This window comes from Marinifilum sp. RC60d5 (genome assembly GCF_052400665.1).
GTDB lineage: Bacteria > Bacteroidota > Bacteroidia > Bacteroidales > Marinifilaceae > JBQTGK01.
In genome coordinates this window covers 217,094-238,158 of record NZ_JBQTGK010000002.1, presented here as the reverse complement: position 1 = coordinate 238,158, position 21,065 = coordinate 217,094, and the positions used below count along the sequence as shown (strand labels likewise).

Here is a 21,065-nt window from a genome sequence, read left to right as displayed (position 1 = left end):
GTTTATTTACCACAAGATTTTCACATCTTCTGGCCACTGTTTTACATCGGTATAAATTTCATTTCCTTTATCGAAGGTGCTATTTTCCATTTGCACATGACATTTCAACAAGCCCATATCAATTTTCTTATTGGAGAAATGACTGTTTATCACATAGGAATCATTCACGGCACGCCACATGGCACCCCAAGTATTATCAACAATCTCACATCGATTTAATATGATATTCTGAGGTGCATATTTAGAGTCTTCTTTATAGGTAAACTTGTCGTAATAATCTTCACAAGGAAACCACATTGCAACACGTTCGCACCCCGAAATGTGGTATTTATGAAAAAACAAATATCCAGCCTGTTCATGATCCGCCTGAATTCCATTTCCATGCGTATCTTTTATGGTACATCGCTGTGCCAATACAAACTCACAAGACGTATATTTACATCCCTTACCCTTTATAGGAAAAGACATATCTAAATCACTTTGCAATATAGATTTGTTGTACAAGAAGTAACAATTATGGTACAAACCTCCACCGGAACCATTATACTGAAAATTGCAATTATCCATGATGATATGGTTGGTTCGTTTGATATGAACACCTTGTGCAGACCAATCAGTGACATCAATATTTTGAAACATAATTCGTTTATGCCTGTCCTCATTTCTTCCACGAATAAGTATCCCATTGACCTTACCACTTCTCGTTCCTTTTATAGTCAGATCTTTAATTAAAACATCGGTAATTGTTGGTTTTGCCTCCACATTAAATGCGGCCATATCAAGCTTGGCTCCTTGCATTAGAATCGTCTTATCGCTACCTTCCCCAATAATTGTAACATTGCTTTTTAAGGTAATAGTACGATCTAGAATGTGAACGCCTTCTTTTAAAAAGACAATCCCACCACCTGCTTCATTTGCCTTATCAATAGCTGCTTGAATTGATTCTTTAGGCTTAACTACGATCACATTATCAGTCCACTGCTTCGGATATTCTGCGTGTATAAAATCGCTGCCCCATTTGGCTGTCATAATTGAATCTACTTCAGATTCAATTATGACATTAGTAAGAACATTATTTCTTTTAGTACACGACGTAAACAACATCACGAAAAGAGCGCCTACAATAAGTGTATATTTAAAAAATCTCATGATTAGACCTTCTTAAATTTAAAAATTCATCCAAGTAACTTGAGACCAATTTTCCTTTACAAAATCCTGAGGAGCCCCAGCTGTTGAACGTCCATTTTTAATGATGGCAGTAATTTCCTTTTTCAACTTCTCAACGACTTTAGGATATTCAAAATACAAATTAGTCATCTCTGAAGGATCATTTTCTATATCGTATAATTCGTAAGTCGCTTCACCTTCTGCTGGTTCAAAAACTTTAGGTTTTAACGAACCTCCTGAACCTCTCAACATATTTAATTTCCATTTGCCTTGACGAATAGCAAAATGCCCTGTGAAAGAATGGTGAATTACCGCTCTGTCTGATTGATATGATTCAGTGCCTTCATCAGTCATAAGTGGCAATAAACTATAGCTATCTTCTGCAGCATTATCAGGAATTGAAGCCCCAACAATATCAGCTATGGTTGCCAAATAATCCGATTGACAAACAGGAACATTCACCTTACTACCTGCTTTAATAACACCAGGCCAACGCATAAGGAAAGGTACACGGTGTCCGCCTTCATAAATATCTCGTTTCCCTCCTTTAAAATTCATGCAAGAATAATGCTGGTATGTATCTCGTTGATAAGCATAATTGCTTTCTGCACCATTGTCAGACGAAAAAATAACCAAGGTATTATCCTCTAAACCATTTTCTTTCAAAGCAGCTAATACTTGTCCAACCCTATAATCTGTTTCCATCATAAAATCGCCATAATTACCACAATTACTTTTCCCTTGAAAATCGGGATGTGTGCAATGAGGCAAATGAGGACTTGTTAAGGCAAAATATAAAAAGAAAGGTTTCCCTTTTTTTGCATCTTCAGCTGATTTATTGATGTACTCAACCGCTTTCCCTGCCAGTTTTTCTAGTACCAATTCATCATTAAAAGAAGGTGCAACCTCAATATTTCCCTTCTTGTATTCCTCATCATATGGTGGAGTAAACCGGAATGTATGAGGGGTTACATCTCTTTTTTTATGCGTGTACAAAGTTGGAGGATTCAATACCTTATCATTTTCTAAAAGTGATAATACTCCAAAATTCATCGAAGCTGCAATCCCAAAAAAGTAATCGAATCCATGCTCAATAGGACCTTCTTTAAAAGGTTTTGACCAATCACGATTTTTCCCTATTTCGCCGGCAAAGTCCATTTGAAGATGCCATTTACCCACCATTGCCGTATTGTAAGCATTTTCTTTCAACATAGATGCAATAGTCATTCTATCCTTTTCTATTAAACAAGGACCATCTGCTCTCAAAACGCTCTTTTTCAAAGAAGTTCTCCAACTATATCGTCCGGTTAGTAAGGTGTATCTTGATGGTGAACATACAGCATCGCTACTGTGTCCATCGGTAAAAACGATTCCCTGATTCGCAATTTTATCCATATTAGGCGTTTTAAATTTCGCCTCTGGATTTAATGCACTTACGTCTCCGTACCCCTGATCATCGGTATAAATGATTACAATATTTGGCTTGTTTTCAATCTTAGCTTTACTAGTGCATGAACTCATGCAAAACAAGAAGCTACCAATAAAAAAGGTGAAAATTTTAGAGTAGTTTAGTTTCATTTTATTATAAATATTTATACTGTAAATTGTTAATCAAGATATACGGGTTTATAAATTTTCACTTATAACTCGTGCCACTTCTTTTCCTTGCTGAGTAAATCCTAATTGATTGTAATGAACATTTCCAGGCGCTTGAGCCCACTCTTTATGATGTGGAAAGGTGAATGAATAAAGATCGTTTACAATAATATCAGGATGTTTTGACAATACATCCATTGCTGCCTTATTGAATTTTATGCTATCGCCTTTATATCTGCCTTTAGCATTTTCAGGAACAGGAGTCGTTGTGGCAAAAATCAATTTAGCCTTTGGGTAGTTCTTCTTCAAATACTTACAGATATCATCTAGGTTTTCTTTGTATAAGCTTGTTGATGAAACTTGCTTCCCTTTCTTGCTCAAATTCTTGCCTTTTAAGTATTTTAAATCGTGCAAACCAACATTAAAGTGAATGACATCCCATTTAAAATTCCAACCGCCTTTCAAACTAGGCTGGAACATTGTTTCCTTCATTTTATCCATATTGGGAATAAAATTATGGCTTGATCCTCCATTTTTAAACAAACGAACTACCGTTGCTTTTCCCTCTAAACTCTTTCTTACTTGTGAGGTATACATTATTGAAACGGAATCACCATACAAAAGCACATTGGGTATTTTCTTTGTTGGGTGAACATATTTAAAACCATCTGTTTTATAGGTTTTTCCGATATTTCCACACAATCCTTCCCAAGTAATCTTACAAGTTTCAAGCTCGCATTTTTTGTTCCAAAAACCTGCAAAGGCATGAGGTACAATTGCCATACTCATAGCCCCTAAACAAGCTGTTTTTATAAATTTTCTTCGTTCCATTTTTAAAGAATTAAATAATCAGAAATTAATTGAGATCCCAAACCTTAATCTTATTCTTTCCTATTGTAAGGTTTTGAAGTGGACCTACCATTGGTATTTCTGTATTTCTTAGCTTGCCAAAATAATCTTGATTTATGGTAACTGGTGAGCCATCTGGGTTTTCATAAGGAGTTTCAGGCTGAAATGCATACCCTAATCTTTCGGTATTTATCATTTGCGTTTTCACTTTTGCAAAACTCTCATCAACAGTAATGTTCAAATAGTAAGAACCGTCTTCCTTCGATAGGCTTATTTCTGGATTTACACTTCTATCCTCAACAAAGTTGGTTTCAATTGTCGATGGCAATGCTTTATTCAGATAAAGATTGGCATCGATGAACATCGGAAACTTTTGTTTGTTATATGCATTTAAATTTCCCGGAGATTTCCAAACATAGTCTGCTGGTGGAAAATCGTTGTAAGCATTTAGACCGTAAAATTGACTTTTACCCAAGCTGTCGTTATTTGCTGCAAAAATATTGTTGTAAAAACGATCATCACCAAGAATTACAGTCATCATTCCTAAAACCTGAGTAGAGTGAGGAAAATGATAGTGCGTAAAACGATTGCTTGCCGCACGGGTTTGAATATATCCAACTACTAAATTATTCACAAATGCGGTTCCTTGCGAAGCATTCAAAATTCCTTTTTCAGACAATAGAATGTTATTATCAATAATCATAGGACCATGATTTACTTCAATAAATAAATCTTCGTTGTCTGTGTGATTAAAAAATAAATTACCTGAAACACGTGCCCCTTGAGCCTGCCAATCGAGCCATATTCCTCTATGATTATCGTGAATGCAATTGTTCTTAATCAAAACGTCGATGGCCGCATGCAATTTAATTCCACTCACTTCCCATCCACTAAACTGTCCTTTTATACCAATATTATAAATGTGATTATTGCTTATTTCGCTGAACACACAGCCTAAATGACCAATAATACCACCTTGCTCACAATCTTTAATGGTATTATTTCTAACAATATGAGAACCAATTGTTTCTTTAGACCATCCTAACTGTAAAGCTTTAAAAACAACCTCACGCTCATACTGGGTTCCTTGTTTTCTCTTATCACGTTTCCACTGGTTCTGCCCCGAAGCTCTTTCTTTTCCGATAACAATACCTGAACATTTCGAATCAGAGATCAAATTATCTTCAATAATCCATCCCTTACTCCAGTTGGGCCCAATTAAACCAATTTGCTCTGCGGTTGGAGGTGCCCATTGTGTAGCCGCATGACACATATTGAAACCACGTACAGTAATGTAATTTATTCCTGTTTTTTTAGGCCAAAATACAGTGGGACGCACATTAATTTCAACTAATTCCTTGTTTGGGTTTACGCCATTGAAATTAGCATAAATAGTTGTTGTTTTCTGATTACTTTCACAATACCATTTGTACTTAGAACCTTCAATATCTCTTGCCTTTTTTAAAGGAGTTTCAGAAAACACTTTGGATAAACTGTCAATTTCATATAGAGCCTTACCATTTATATACACTTCACCTAAGTGGTGATCACGACCAGAAGTTCTTGTTAACCAATCGCCATAAATAATTTCTTGGTAGGGATTAAAATCTCCAAAAAGCTCATTTTTTAAAACGACTTTCCAAATAGAACCTTTGTGTTTCTTCCAAGTATTAATTTCTTCCGATCCCTTAATCCAAACCTCTTCATTTTCGGCAGCCTGATAAACAATTCTATTTCTATCATTCCGCCCTTCATAATAAGGATTGACCCATTCTCTATAGGTTCCTTCGTGTACTGTAATAACATCTCCAGCTTGAGCAATTCTTGCCGCTTTAGAAATCGTATTGAATGGAGATTCAATACTTCCATTATTAAAATCGTTACCACTTTTAGATACATGGTATTCTTTTGCTTGCACTATCATTGATAAGGCAAGCATTAATATCAGTACAATTGACTTTAGGTTGTTCATCTTGTTTTAAAGAAATTTAGCCGTGAGAATTGTTTAGTTTACTTATTTATCGAGCGCTTCTTTATATGGACGTTTCATATTTTTTTTATTAAAACCTCATCAAATCCTTTATCCTGCGGACGAAATGGATAATGATCACCTAAGTGCCATTTCCCGAATATTGCTGTACTATATCCATCCTATTTAAAAACCTGAGCCATGGTCGTTTCTTTTTCCAGACTAAGAAAACAACCTTTTATTGTAAAAAACACTCCTGTTCTTTAAGTTATGCTGCCCTGTCATAATCGCAGCATGCGCAGGTGCACAAGTAGAACTTACATGTTAATCTGTAAAACGTGTACTTTTAGCATGTTGCACATCGACATTTGGAGTTTTAATCTATTGGTTCCCGTTACAAGCCAAACCACCAACTCCTATATCATCAAGCATAACTAGTATCACATTTAGCTTCGAATTCTTTTCGGTTTTATTGGCACTAGCTTTTGCTAGTGCCAATAGAATAAGCATAAGTGTGAATTTTACGAATTCATTTTATCTTTTATTCTGATTATCTTTTCCAGATATGACTTTCTTCTAACAAGGCAGCATATTCCGACTCAAATTTCTGTTTCATACTTTTAAATACTTCGGGATATTTCTGAGCTACATTCTCAGTCTCACTCATATCTGATTTCATATTGAATAGTTCGAAATCAACCATTTTAGCCTCTTTTACAAGCTTTTCGTTGCCCTCGTACAAATTGTGAATATGCCCTATATAAGCTGTATCTGTTTTCAAACGACACATAATTTTCCAGTCATCAACACGCATGGCCACTCTTTCTTCATTTATGGCATCATAAAAAGCCCAAATTAAAGGTTTAATCCTTTCCTTTTTACCTGTGTTTATTAATGATGTAATAGATTCTCCATCTAATGTTCGTTTAGGCAATTCTGCTCCTGATAATTCAGCAAAAGTTGGTAATAGGTCCAATGAAGAAACAATAGCATCTGTTGTACCATTAAATGTAGATTTTCCCAACCAACATAGAATTCCAGGAACACGAAATCCTGCTTCATTCGTCCATAATTTCATCCCTTTTAATTTACCAGGTGATCCATAAGAATGAGTTGCTCTAGAATATCTATTTAAAGTTTCGGGTCCATTATCAGAGGTGAAAAACACAAGCGTATTGTCGCCATAATTTTCTTCTAAAAATTTAATCAAACTTCCGGCAGCTTTATCCATATTCTCAACATTAGCAAAATACTCGGCCTGATTTTCATTTTCAGCTTGAGGTAAGTACTTTTTCACTAAATTCTTTGGAGAAGCTATAGGTTCATGTGGTTCATGAAAACACACCTGAAGATAAAAGGGTTTGTCATTTTTTTTGTCCTTTAGCCATTGCATGGCTTCATTAGCCACAATCTGACAACTGAAACCTTCTATTTCTCCCACCTTTTTGCCATTACGCACAAAATTATTAGGATTATGATGACTTGGAGCTGCATTGTTATGAGTAGAAAACCAATGGTCGAAACCAAAATAGCCTGGTTTAGGTTGCGCATCACTATTAAAACGCGAACTACAATGCCATTTACCTGACAAACAAGTAGCATATCCAGCTTTTTTTAGCATTGCTGGAATCGTTTGCTCATGTGCTTGCAAGTGAACTAAATCTCTGCAATCAGGACTCTTTTTAGGACTAGGAATAAAATCATAAACCCCAGCCTTATTTGGGCTTCGTCCGGTTAATAAACCTGCTCGTGATGGCGAACATACAGGAGCTGCAGAATAACAGTTCGTAAACTTCATTCCTTTTTCTGCCAATTCATCCAAATTAGGCGTTTCAATAACAGGATGACCAAAGGTTGATAGGTCACCATAACCTAAATCATCGCACAAGATGACTACAATATTCGGCTGTACTTTTTCTTGTTTACAAGATGTAAACATCGAAAAACAAAGCAGAACAAAGGATAGTAAAAAATATTTTTTCATTTCATTAATTTTATTTGGTTAAAATTCTTAAAATCGGATCAGATAGAAAATGCTCAGTATTGTTTATTTTATATCTATTTTAAACATTCACAAAATACATTACAATTGTTTTACCCTTTGAATTACCGCTTGTAAATTTGCCACAAATACACTTAATGATATCAAAAAGATAATTCAAAAAATAGGAAGAATGTTGCATAATGAATAAAACAGAGCTTCTAAGGATATATTATCCAACAAAAACCGTGAATTCACTTATCCTTCCTAAGAAGATCTTATAAAAAGACAACACAATTTTCTAAAGAACAAATTCCATTGCCTTTAGATTTTTTAATCTGAATTAAATAATATCAGTTTACTCTTCGTTACTTTGAGATCTACTTAACTATTATGAACTATTAATGAGAGAACTTTATAAGCTTATAAAGTAGCTATTCCCCTTCTCCGTTTCAAATAAAATGGAGTCAGCATCTGCACTTTTAAAACTAATATTTTCACCTGTACTATCCGTTAATATAGCTTTAGCAATTCCCTTATATTTAAGATTGCACTCGCCTCCGCTGTGCGAAAGAACTTCGATTGAAGTCGCCTTTCCATCTTTCCATACAAGTGAAATTTCGAAATTACCTCTGGCTACTAACCCCCTGTACTTACCATTGTTCCATGCTTTTGGTAAGGCAGCAAGTGGTTCTATATACCCTTCGTGACTTTGCAATAACATTTCGGCTACTCCTGCCATACATCCAAAATTACCATCAATCTGAAATGGTGGATGGGTAGTCCAAAGATTAGGCAAAGTCCTTTCTTTAATAAATTTGGTATACACTTCGTGAGCTTTCTCACCATCTTTTGTCCGAGCCCGTGCATTCATCCGGTGGGCCATTGCCCATCCCGTAGTATTATTCCCTCTTAAATCAAGCGTAACGATGGATGCATCCATCCAATCTTTTGTAGTTGAATTGATAAGAGTTCCAGGGTAAAGCGCGCAAAGATGCGAGATATGGCGATGATGTTTTTGGCCAATTTCACCATAGTACTCCTCTTCTCTAAATTCTTTTACCTGCCCCGATTTACCGATTATAATAGGGTCTAATTTTGTAATTTCGTTTTGAACCTCTTGAATAAAAGCATCCTTTAGATTTAAGATTTTGGAAGCCTTAAGTAAATCATTGTGATTTTCCCATACCAGCTCTTGATCGAATGTGGTGCCGGCAGTAATGTAATTCTCGCCATTATGCTTTTGTTCTGGCGATGCTGAAGGCGTCACCAAAAGAAGACTGTCTCCAACAGGAACCAGAGTCTTCGACAAAAACTTGCTCATCCCTAAAATAGCGGGATAAGCCTTTTCGCGAAGGAAGGTGGTATCCATTGTAAATTCGTAGTAATCCCAAAACATTTTGGTGGTGAGAGCACCTGTTCCTGGGCCAGAATGACCACCAGGACCTACAATTTTATGTGGAGTTGTTCCCGTTCCAATAGTCCATCCGTTATCAAGACTGTCTTTAGCCAAAGCTTTCGGGTTATGCTTTTTCAGGTATTCGGTAGCCAAACTTTCTGCCTTTGGAAGATAAGCATCGAAAAATTCAACATAGGGCGTAAACGTTTCAGCTAAATTACTGTTGAAAGCCCCCCAATAGTTCATTTGAACATTGATATTGTGCCAAAAACCACCTGTAAAAGGCGTGACTTCGTACTGACTCCAAACACCTTGCAAACCACAAGGAAGGGTTTCTTTTCTGGAGGTAGAGATCAATAAATAACGTCCGTAATGAAACATTAATTCTTCCAAATAATGGTTGGAAATATCCAATTTATAACTTTCCAACAACTCTTTAGTAGGCACTTGCGGCATTTCCTTGGAGAATTCTAAATTTACCCGTGAAAATAAATTTTGATAATCCTGCAGGTGTGTTGCTTTCAGGGCTGTATATCCCTTGGTGGCAGCCGCATTGATTAAACCACTTATTCTGCGATGTGGAAATTTTTCAGGATCCAATTTTTTAGCATGTACATCTTCTAAAAAAAGCTCTTTATTCAATTCATAGTTCGTACCAGCAGCAACCAATAGCACCACACTATTGGCCTTTGAAACGCTTATTTCAACCCGATCTCCTTTTGTTACTGACGACAGCTTTCCGCCTTCATTGATCACCTTAATTTGCCCCTCATAATTAACGCTGAAATGGTCAATAAAACCCGACAGGGTAATCAAATCATTTTCAACTTCCATCTTCCCAGTTCTGGTATTTTTTTGAGTAGAATCTCTGAGATAAGGAATTTCTGGTTTCAGCAAGAAAGAAATTTTACCCTTTTTATTGGCACTCAATTTTATAACCATCACATTATCGGGATAGCTAATAAAATGTTCTCTAGTATATTCTACTCCATCACAAACATAGTTCACATAAGAAATGGCTTCGTTAATATTCACAGAGCGACTGTAGTTGGTTGGATTGTTATGATTGAACACCATATTGATCTCAGCAAAACTGGTTAACCCGCCAATACCATAAAGGCCCTCATTGGCCAATGTTTTTTCGGTAAGCTGTATGCGTTCAACATCTGTTCTTCCAAAAATATTTGCGCCCATGTAACCGTTGCCGATGGGATAGGAATACAATTCCCAATCTTCATCATAAGGATATCCTCGTGCTTTTTTGATATTAAAATCGCCACCTCTATTGGGGGCTGGCTGGTTATCCCACACTTTGTAAATACGTTTGGAACAAGTCGATGTCTCTTCTACCTGCGCATAAACTGAATTCACAAAGATGAATGTCAGACAGACAGCAACACATCTTATGAGAATTATTTTTACTGATTTCATCTTAAATCTAAATTTTAAACCTTACACTATTTTTCATTTAAACCCCTTCCTTTACCACGTATAATGAGGCTTATTCATCGATCACCTTACTTTTTGAAAAGAACACATTTCTACCCTCTAATACCATATCCTCTCCCTGCAATTCAATAATTCCACTTAAAGGAATATCCACACTAGAAGCGCCAATTTTAAATGCGTATTTACCGGCTTCAACTTTCCAATTTCCATCAAGATATTGCATCAACTGTTGGGGGGACACTTCAAAAGTAAGCGTTTTCTGTTCTCCAGCTTTTAGATTTACGCGTTTGAATCCTTTCAGCTGAATGGCATCCATAGAGGAGGATTCATCCAAAGGAGAAACATACAGCTGAACAATTTCGGCACCATCTACCGAGCCAGTATTTTCAACAGTACATGATATGCTAAAAGAGGCATCATTTATATTGGCTTTTGATGGCATGTGAAAATCAGAATAAGCATAGGTCGTATAGGACAATCCAAAACCAAATGGATATTGCGGTTGAACTTCTTTATACCCATGCTGGTAATTCATTTCTACTTCAGACTCATCTTTAGGATAGCTGACACACAGTTTAGCAGTAGGGTTCACGTTTCCAAGCAAGATATCCGCAAGTGCATTTCCCGCTTCTTCGCCCGGGAACCATGCCTGAATAATGGCCGCACATTGACCCGAAAATTTATCTACCAACTGTTGTCTTCCACCCGTTATGACTAATACTACAGGCTTACCTGTTTCAATGAGTTTCTGTACAAACAACTCTTGCTCACCAGGTAAACGAATGCCTTCGCGCTCACGATTTTCGCCACACAGATAAGTGTTTTCGCCCACGGCAGCTATAATCACGTCGCTTTTCTTAGCTATTGAAAGTGCTTTTTCAAAATCAGGTTGCGCTACTCTGCTTAAAATGTTTTTCTTAGCTGTACCCAATTCTCCACCTCCATAACTATTAGGATCGATAAGCGTTCCCAAAGGTTCTGTCCAATCGCACCCTCGTTCATTATGGATGCTTGCTTTATTTCCTAGTTTGTTCTTCAGTCCATCAATAATGGTCACAATTCTAGGCGATTCTGGATCAAATATTTGTCCCCAGAAATACGTTATCATCGACTGGTAGGTGTAATCGCCCAATAAACAAAATACATTATCGGAATTTGGCCCAACGAGTGCAATATCCTTTATTTCATCCACCTTTAAGGGAAGAATACCATTATTTTCTAAAAGAACAATGGACTGACATGCCGCTTCATAAGCCAACTTTCGGTTTGCAGGAGGATCAAAATCTAAATCGCCTTCCGCGCCAAACACAGGATTGTCTAACAAACCCAACTTCACTTTCATGATTAAAGAACGCTTCACCACGGCATCAATTACCTCCATAGTAATCAATCCTTCTTCGAGAGCTTCTGGTAAAAACTCATACGTTTTTGGTAAAGGAAACTCTAGGTCGTTACCCGCTTTTAAGGCCATGACACCAGCTTCTTTATAAGAAGATGCTTGCTCCCATTTTCCATAAACGTGATCAATGGAATGATAATCACTCACCGTTATCCCATCAAAACCCAATTTACCTCTAAGTATATCAGTAAGCAATTCAGGATTAGCCACATCGGGCACCCCTTTATAGGCCGCATACGAAGGCATCACACTTTTTACATTAGCCCCCTTAATAGCCGCCTCGTGTGGCATAAGGTAATCCTCAAAAAAATCTTTTTCGTTACTCGTATTGGCACCATATCCGGCAAAATGCTTGGTGGTTGCTGCAATGCCTGACTTAAAGTCATCGCCCTGTAGTCCTTTAATAAAGGCTACTCCCATTGTAGATGTCAAATAAGGATCTTCGCCATAGCTCTCTTCAATTCTAGGCCAATGGGCGGTACGGATTACATCCAACATAGGCGATAGAGCATAATTAGCACCTACTGCTTTCATATTATTGCGAGTAGACAAAGCGTTTCTTGTGGCCATTTCTGGATTCCAGGAACAAACAATACCAATTTGTTGTGGAAAAGTTGTTGCGCCTTTTGTTGAAAAACCAGTGATGGCTTCCTCGTGAAACACAGCAGGGATCTTTAAGCGTGTTTCCGTCATTAAATAGCTCTGTACTTCGCGCACAAAATCACGCAATTCTTCAGGCTCCATGGTAAATGAAGAAGAAAACTGACACATGTGCCCAATACCATTGGGTATCTTTTCGCGACATAAGTCCAATGAAAGTTTTCCGTCTACCAAGAGTTCGGTTGGACGTATACCTTGTATTTGAGCAATTTTCTCTTCAAAAGTCATTGTTGCCAGAATAGAATCTACTCGTAATTCTATTTCAGGAGTTGAAAAAGGTTCTGGAGTAACAGTGAAGTCTTCAATCTTTTTCGGTTGACTACAGGAAAATGCAAGTACTGCCAGCAATATAATTAAACTAGTTGATGCTAGTAGAAAACTAAAATTTCTACTCATATGGCCAATCTTTTCATGTAATAATTTAAAACTCATTGTCTATTTTTTTTAGGGGAAATATGCATGCTAAAACCAATATTGGCTTTTAAAACCATTGTCAAACTCAAAATATGAAAGAATAAAATGATGTATTCGAATGATGCAATAAGATTTGTATTTATAATTTAACTTGTATATCAGTACCTTTGAAACTTACTTTTTCTTGTTTTCCAGTACCAATTCCATCAATAATTAAATCGAGAGGATTTTTACTAAAGTCAGTATAATTATCTTTTCCCTTTGTAATACTTACTGTTTTACTTGATCCGGAATAAGAAAATATCACCTCTGAGTATTCTCCTTTTTCATAATCGTAACTTTCATTATCATCTAGATACAACACATACTCAGCATCTTTTCCAGGATAGATTTTAATGCGTAAGGGCTCATCGGTTTCTTCGGTTGTGTACTGAATTTTTGGCCCTGTTGGAATAATAGATCCTGCTTTTACAAAAATTGGTGTACTATTAAATGGCGCTTCAACGCTAAGTTTTTTGCTTCCTGAAACTTTTTCATTGGTCCAGAAATTGTACCAATCTCCCTCGGGTAAGTATACCTCTTTACTTCGTTTTTGATACTCCGTAACAAAGGATACCATCATTGATTCTCCAAAGAAAAGCTGATCTTTTATACCCCAAGTATTTTTATCGTTTGGATAGTAATAAACCAAAGGACTCATCAGTAAGTGACTTTCGTTGGTAACTTTCCAAGCCTCAGAATAAATATAAGGCATCAACTGATAACGTAATTCTATGAATTTACGAGCCATGCTTTCAAACTTTTGTCCATATCGCCAAATTTCAGTTTCAGATTTATATCCGTGAATACGGAAAATCGGACTGAAAGAACCAAATTGGAACCAACGCGTTAACAATTCGATATATTCAGGATTCGTATATTGACTATCAAACTGAGGATTAATGGATTTTGAATCTCTAAAGAATCCTCCTATGTCGTGCGACCAATAAGGGATTCCTGCCATGGTAAAGTTTAAACCTGCAGCAATCTGTTCTGAAAATTGCTCCCAAGATGCCTCTACATCTCCAGACCAGGAGGCAGCGCCATAACGTTGCTGTCCGGAATAAGCGGAACGAATCAGGTTGAAAACACGCTCGTTAGGGAATTCTTCTCTTCGTCCCTCGTACACTGCTCTGGTAACTTCCAAGGAATATGGATTTTGAACCTCCTCATAGGGTCCTACGGCTGTATTCACTTTTGTATTGTTGACTCCTTCTGGCTCTGTTCCATCCAACCAAATAGAGTTCACTCCATAATGAAACATCGAATCGCTTAACATGTGATAAAAATGCTCTCTGATTGCCGGATCGTAAATATCTACGTAGTTGCTACTCTCTATTTTTTTAAGACTGTACTTCTCCTCCAGAGCTTTATTCTTCACTTCAGGCCAAACTGAAACCATTAGTTTCAAATTTAACTCTTTCAACTCATCAACCATCGCTTTTGGGTTCGAATATTTTGCTCTATCCCACTCTGGACCTTTGGTTCCTTTTGGCCAATAAAACCAATCTTGAACAATATTATCAAAAGGAATCTCGCGTTTTCTCATTTCACGAGCATTTTCTAATAATTCTTTTTGATTGTGATATCGTTCACGACACTGCCAAAAGCCATAGGCACTTTTAGGAAACATAGGCGCTTTTCCTGTTAGGTTTTGATACTGAGAAATAATCTCTTGAGGATTGTCACCTTTCACTAAATAATAATCGATGACCTGTCCTTTTATACTGCTAAAAACAGTTTTATTGTAATCTGGTTTGTTATAAAATAGTTGCCCGGAAACCTTAGCTCCGGTATTCTGAAACACCACTTTATATTCTTTACCAGCTTCTAACTGTTTTTTTCCAGAATATCTTCTTGGCATCCATATGGTAGAGTAATTGATAATGTCCTCTCCATCAATAGACACTTTAATCTCTCCTCTCATTCTACCATTGTTATCGCTTAATGCCATAAAAGTATATTCACCAGTTTGATCTGGAGTGAAGGTGGTTTCACGAATGTTTTTCGCTATATCTTGCTTTGTAATGTGGGCTGCCACATCTTCTTTTTCACCATCAGCAGTAATTTCTGTTTTATTATTTTTAGTTTTAACATTAGCTATTGAAGCAAACTGAATCTCGTTTTGAGGCTCATTGAAATCTGTCAAACTATAATTGTGCCAGTAGATACCATAACCTTTGGTAGAAACCAAAAATGGAATGGCAATTTCCTGATTGTACTGCTGCAAACGAATGGGAACATTCTTCCAGTTCATAATGCCACTCTGGAACTGTCCTAAACCATACAAAGCCTCATCACCAGCAAGAAAGGATTGCGATACCGTATTTCCTTCTGTATTATTTGCTTTGATATAGGTCAATTCATTCGTTTCTGCCAGTAGTTTTTTATCATCCTTACTAAGAAAGTCTATCGTACCGTCACTGTTCACTATCACCTTTAAATCATCAGTAATAATGCATAGTTGATCCTTTTCCTCAAGAACGTTCCAATCTACATCCTGAGGCTCTAAAATGGTTACATAGTCTGGAATAGTTGACTCTAGCGTGTTATTCAATTGTTTTTTAATATGAATAATCGATTGATCTATAATCTCAATTTGAATAATTGAGCTATCCTGATAGATAGTTATACCATGATCTGATTTTTCTATTTTATGTGAAAATCTTGACTGACATCCCATCAAACCAAAAATTAACACACTAAAGCCCACTATTATTGTTTTCATACAAATATTTTAGTTTTGTTCTAATTGCAACTTCTAAGTTTGTTCACTTTCTGATCTGCATTATTTTTGATATGACGATTGTATTCTTGAGTATACAATGTTGACATTGAATTATACTTTTCTGGGAGTTTTTTATAAGCTATCCACGCTTTATCGTAGGCTTTAATCCACTTTTCAACACGCTTCATATCTCCTTTGGCTTCCGCATCAGACATATTCACAAGTATTCGATATATTTTATACAATCTATATCCATACTCTGCAGAACCTACTGCATAATCACGAGTCTTCTCATTCTCCCAATGAATCTTTTTTGCCAGTTTAACAATCTCTTCCCACTTGGCAACAGACTCATCTTTTTGTTCCAAATTACGTTTTTGAGCAATAGAATCTTTTGCAGATGCAGGCCAACCTATACCTTGGTCACGTGTCCACCACACATCACTAATATCATTATATGTTGTGTTTCTGCCTCTAACAACAGCTTCTGCTGAAAGCAAACAAAGTTTTCTAAATTTAGCAATATCAGCTCCCTTAAGATGTAAACGTTCGCTTGCATATCTGTTAAAAATAGGTTCTTCATGTTGCCTTGGATCTTTTGCCCACTGAGCCATTACCCAAGCATTTAAATCGCACCACATTTCATTTTTGATATACGGACCATCCCAACCGCCACCGCGCGACCAAGTCCAAATTCCAGCATAGATATCAGGTCTCTTCTCAACAAATTCATGCAAACTATTTATCTGTTCTTCAGGCATTCTTGCATGCTCTTCAAAACCTTCAATTACCCCATTGGCAATGTAGTTTGGATAAGCTCCTTTCCCTTCGTATTCTCGCGCACATTGTACTTCAATAATTTGAGGATGACGTCCCTGACCTATCAATTTACTAAATGGACGAGCTCGATGAAAGTCACCCTCACATTGCTTAATACTAATAATGAGATTTTGATGTGGTTCCACAGCATCATTCACTTTCATATAAGCCACCCTATCTCTATCAAAAGAATTCCAGGTACGAAAAATCAACTGTTTATCTCGCTTCACACAGATCTCTTCTCTCAAAATTTGCATTAGTGGGATGATTGTATTTTCAGGGCTTGTCTTATTATCTATTGCTCCTTGATGATAAGGTGCATCGTGCAAATAGGTTTCTCCAATTCTAACAACCAGTCCATCCAGACTTGGAAACTGATCAAACATCTCGTTAATTTGAGCACGAATAAACTTTTCTGTCTTAGGATCATTAGGGTCACCAAATGTTTTTTCAATTCCATACATTTCTATTAACCTTTTGGGAAATAAAACAAGATCCGACATCGCATAAATAGACATCCCTTGTTCCACACAAGAAGCCTGCATTTTTTTAATTTGGCTTGCCTTATCGTCTACCCATTCTCGCTCTTTGGAACCTTTAGGTAAAATATCCGGATCGACAGATTCCCAATTGATTGCCAAAGCAGGCGATTCGAAAAGGAAATAAACCTTGCCATTGTACCCCATCTCTTTTATCACTGCCGGATTATTATAAGCCGATTTATAAGGCTCCTCACCAGGGTTGTGATGAACCATATCCAAAATTAAAGCTTTAGAAAATTGGTTTTGTGCTATCGAATTAACACCAAAAAAGCATGTAAACACAAAAATGGATACTACTAACTTTTTATAAAAATTTAATTTATTCATGTATTTTATTACCTATGTTTCTTATTTGTATTGATAATTTAATTCACTACAAAATTCATAATTCGCATTGCTCTACCTTTACTCGATGTTTTTTTAAGCATTCTCAATTTTAGAGTATGCTTCCCTTTTTCAAGATCAGTAGAAAATAGAATGGTTTGAGGATAATGTAGACTTTTGCTAAAATGATGATACAAATCAAACTCCTGAACATCACCTCCATCAATACTTACTTCGACAGTCCCAGCATCAGGACCAGATACGACGTATACACCAACTGCCGTTCCGTTAAACTCATAGCTTAATTCCGCGCCTTTTTTAGTTGTGCTCAACATATCAATTTTCGTAAATCGCTCCCGTTTATCACCTTTCAATTTATTCCAATCAGGAACTCCATACGACCACTTAGAATCAAAATCACAGTCCCTAGGATTTATCAATTGTCCATTCTCAAAATTAAGAGCACTCACTTTTTCACTTGGATTCTTAAAACTCGTTTTTGTGCTCCACGCTTTCTCTAACATTGAAGTAATCATGTTGGCACAAATGCTGTTTCCATACTGATGAGGATGGGTTCCTCCAAAAGTTTTCCAATCTAAAGTTCCCACCGCAATTTGGTCAGCAACTTCCTTTGCAAGATTACATGTTGAAATATGATAGTGTTTTGCCACTGCTTCGTGTGCGGCAATGGATGTACGTATTTTGCCATTCTGATAATCACTCAAAATATTGGGATTGACAAAGTAAGTCATGACAATATTGACATTAGGATTGTGGTTTCTGGCTTTTCGGATGATGGCTTCCATGCCTAAGATGGCTTCTTCATACGAATCTGAAGTATCCTGATCATCATTTACCGCAAACTCTACAAACAGCAAATCTAAAGGGCCTTTGCTTAACACATCACGATCCATTCTAAAAGCTCCAGTTGTAGATCCTGTAGAAGCAATTCCAGCATCGGTAAAATTAAATTCGGTTGATGGAAACTGCTTTTCCAGATACTTGCAAATCATAGGGCGATAACCGTCCATTTCGGTAATAGAACCACCAATAAATGCGACATGCCCCGTCTTATATTGCTCAAATTGAAGCTTACAATTTCTAAAATTGCTTCGAAGTGTCACATTATTCATGCTCCATTCGGGGCGTTCAGAAACTTGTTGCAACTTGTTACCCGTGTGCATTAATATGAAATCAACAATAGGCTTTGGATCAATTAACGAATGAGGATGATGACCTGCTTCTGGTTTGTGAATAATGGTTATATCTAAACCGAGTTGCTTTAGCTTGGCTTGTAAAAGAGCTGTATTTTCGGCAAATGGAACCACTTTATCAACATCACCAATCAGACACAAAATAGGAATCTGTGCCTTAGCAACATTTTCCATGTGGTCAATAGGATTGGTTTTGGCCTGTAATGCTTCCTGCGCATTGAATCCATATTCTGCCAAACACTTTTTCCATGCCTTTGGCGAACCTTCACCACTGTATTTACCTGCAGGCCAACTTTTAAAGTCACATACTGGATTGTCGCCATAGATACAAGCTACCTTATCAGCATTTTGATTTGCCCAATTAAAGATGATCAATCCACCTCTGCTCATGCCTTCGAGCACCACTTTTTTATTTAATTGGAATTTCTCACTTGCAAAAGCATAAAATTCATCCCATATTTTGGTAGCTTTTGGACTTCCAAAAAGTCCAGTAACATCAATATATGCTATATGAAATCCTTGTTCAAGTAAAGCTAAATCCGTTTGTGGTTCATGTCCCCAAAAACGAGCACGCCACACCCAATCTCTATTTTTATTCGCTTTTTTCGGAGAAACTATTTTAAAATTAACGCCATTCAAGGTCGAGTCTAACATATCATAGCCCTTCCATTGAGATCTCACTCCAAGAGTCTTAGGAAGTTCAATTGTTCTTCTGTCGAAACTTAAAGCACCAATATTATTTTCACCAAAAATCCATGGTCCTTCATAAACATCCTTCGTATTCAGATAACACTTGTTTGGTAAATAGGTAACAGACTTATAAAAAGTCGTATTCTTCATAAAAAGCACCACCTTATTCCCCTCAACAAAGGCTTTCTCAACCAAATTTGCCTTTTTATCATTGTCGAAGAAAAACTGGTCTTTTATATAATGAGTATTTCCTTTTACTTCCAAACTATCCTCCATAATTAAAGGCTGATCGAATTGTAAAACGATCTCTCCATGTTTAGAAAAAGAGGCTTCAATTAATTGAGGAGGCGTAATAATTCCTTGTGGTTGTTCCTGATAAAAGTCACGAGAAACTAAGGGAAAAAGGCGTTCTGCAAACTCGCAATAACCTGCAAAAGCATAATGGCATCCTTCATGTCCAACAACTCCTGTAGTAGACATGATGTCAATCATTTTGTAATGCTTAGCAATCTGATTTTGTGTTTCACGCATTTCAGATTGGTAATTTCCTCCACAGCCTGGGTGAAGTTGAAACAGATACACTTTTTCGAGTCCTGTATAAACACGCTTCCAATCATTGTAAAGAATATCAAAGTTCTCAGAATAGATTTTATAATTCTCATCCGGATTACTCTCGCTTTGCTGAAATTTTGAGTTCGATTCACCCTGATGCCAAAATATGGCCTTCACCTTATCCTTCAATCCTGCTTGACTAACCCGATAAGCCAAACGACCAAAGCTGGTTTCGAGTGATGCTTTTTCAGGTCCCTCCAACATATTTTCTTCGATGAAAGAAGAACCACTTCCTCCATTAATAATGCATATGGGAACATTGTATTTTTCTTTGATCAATCGCATCAGCTCCATCCCCCAGGCGCCAACACCAAACTTATTTTTCATGAACCAACCACCTTCTTTTTTTAAACCAACACAGTTACCTGTTGCTCTTCCCCAACGAACTTTTTTGTCCGCATCGTTGTAGGCTTCGTAGCCAGTTTTCACACCAAAGCTTCGGCAATATTCACTGCTATACTTTGAATACATGCTACTTGCATGCGAGTTGGATTGACCTGTAATAATGTAAGCATCGCCACAAACAACACTATCGGCTAGCATAACAACACTATCCTTAAGTCCATCATTAAGATGAAGTTCAAAGCGGAACTCGTGAAGTCCGGCATGAATCTTCGTATTCGCCGAAAAGGCATTCTTTTTCAATGCGCATTTTTGACTATTATAAGGTTGATTATCCTTAAAAACATGAAGCGATACCCTTTCATATTTCACCCCTTTTTTAAACTTCCCTCGCACTGCAACCCTGGCACTATCGGATTTATCCCGAGCATATAGTTGAAAATCTTCAGGTGCATTCTGAAATTTTATGTCCTGTGAAAAGGCAGTGAGTGAAGAAATAAAAAATAAAAAAACAATAATGTACTTACTAATTATCATGCTATCTTGTGTTTATATTAATTTTTGGTTTTAAATATGGATGCTGGTAATCCTTCTTTATTGTATAGGTTAGCTCCCTCTGGGTTCGATGACTAGGCATAACGAACTTCAATAGGATTTGAAATTTCAGGATGCCAAACTTCAACTGTATTTTGTGTTCTATTTAGCTGTACTCTCCAATAAGATCAATATCCAGAGAAGACTCCTTTTCAAAACCTACAGGAATAATCAATCGTAACTTTTTTCCAATATCGTAGAATATAAATCCCCAATCATTCCTTCAATTCTAAAGTTTCACGATATCAACCAAGTATTCTTCACTTTCAAAATTTCGA

11 protein-coding genes are annotated in these 21,065 nt (G+C 36.8%); all 11 read right to left on the bottom strand.

Annotation, left to right across the window (positions count from 1 at the left end):
• Window positions 1-6: 6 nt before the first annotated feature.
• Complete coding sequence (locus ACT3CE_RS05110) at window positions 7-1,149, bottom strand: glycosyl hydrolase family 28-related protein (RefSeq protein WP_444708683.1); 1,143 nt, start codon at window positions 1,147-1,149, stop codon at window positions 7-9.
• Between the two features lie 18 nt (window positions 1,150-1,167).
• Window positions 1,168-2,745, bottom strand: a complete 1,578-nt coding sequence (locus ACT3CE_RS05105; RefSeq protein ID WP_444708682.1) for a sulfatase family protein — start codon at window positions 2,743-2,745, stop codon at window positions 1,168-1,170.
• A 48-nt stretch (window positions 2,746-2,793) separates the two neighbouring features.
• Complete coding sequence (locus ACT3CE_RS05100) at window positions 2,794-3,594, bottom strand: SGNH/GDSL hydrolase family protein (RefSeq protein WP_444708681.1); 801 nt, start codon at window positions 3,592-3,594, stop codon at window positions 2,794-2,796.
• Window positions 3,595-3,619: 25 nt separating this feature from the next.
• Window positions 3,620-5,584 (bottom strand): DUF1565 domain-containing protein, encoded by a 1,965-nt coding sequence (locus ACT3CE_RS05095; protein WP_444708680.1) that lies wholly within the window; start codon window positions 5,582-5,584, stop codon window positions 3,620-3,622.
• 378 nt (window positions 5,585-5,962) lie between these two features.
• The gene (locus ACT3CE_RS05090; protein ID WP_444708679.1) at window positions 5,963-6,091 is read right to left on the bottom strand and encodes a hypothetical protein; all 129 of its coding nucleotides are present in this window, start codon (window positions 6,089-6,091) and stop codon (window positions 5,963-5,965) included.
• A gap of 40 nt (window positions 6,092-6,131) precedes the next feature.
• Window positions 6,132-7,565, bottom strand: coding sequence for a sulfatase-like hydrolase/transferase (locus tag ACT3CE_RS05085; protein WP_444708678.1), 1,434 nt, complete (start codon window positions 7,563-7,565; stop codon window positions 6,132-6,134).
• Between the two features lie 412 nt (window positions 7,566-7,977).
• Window positions 7,978-10,332, bottom strand: a complete 2,355-nt coding sequence (locus ACT3CE_RS05080; protein ID WP_444708677.1) for a glycosyl hydrolase family 95 catalytic domain-containing protein — start codon at window positions 10,330-10,332, stop codon at window positions 7,978-7,980.
• 130 nt (window positions 10,333-10,462) lie between these two features.
• Window positions 10,463-12,901, bottom strand: a complete 2,439-nt coding sequence (locus tag ACT3CE_RS05075; protein WP_444708676.1) for a glycoside hydrolase family 3 N-terminal domain-containing protein — start codon at window positions 12,899-12,901, stop codon at window positions 10,463-10,465.
• Window positions 12,902-13,022: 121 nt separating this feature from the next.
• Window positions 13,023-15,650, bottom strand: a complete 2,628-nt coding sequence (locus tag ACT3CE_RS05070) for a TIM-barrel domain-containing protein (RefSeq protein WP_444708675.1) — start codon at window positions 15,648-15,650, stop codon at window positions 13,023-13,025.
• Between the two features lie 20 nt (window positions 15,651-15,670).
• The gene (locus tag ACT3CE_RS05065; RefSeq protein ID WP_444708674.1) at window positions 15,671-17,338 is read right to left on the bottom strand and encodes a hypothetical protein; all 1,668 of its coding nucleotides are present in this window, start codon (window positions 17,336-17,338) and stop codon (window positions 15,671-15,673) included.
• 38 nt (window positions 17,339-17,376) lie between these two features.
• Window positions 17,377-20,730 (bottom strand): SGNH/GDSL hydrolase family protein, encoded by a 3,354-nt coding sequence (locus tag ACT3CE_RS05060; RefSeq protein ID WP_444708673.1) that lies wholly within the window; start codon window positions 20,728-20,730, stop codon window positions 17,377-17,379.
• Window positions 20,731-21,065 lie beyond the last annotated feature (335 nt).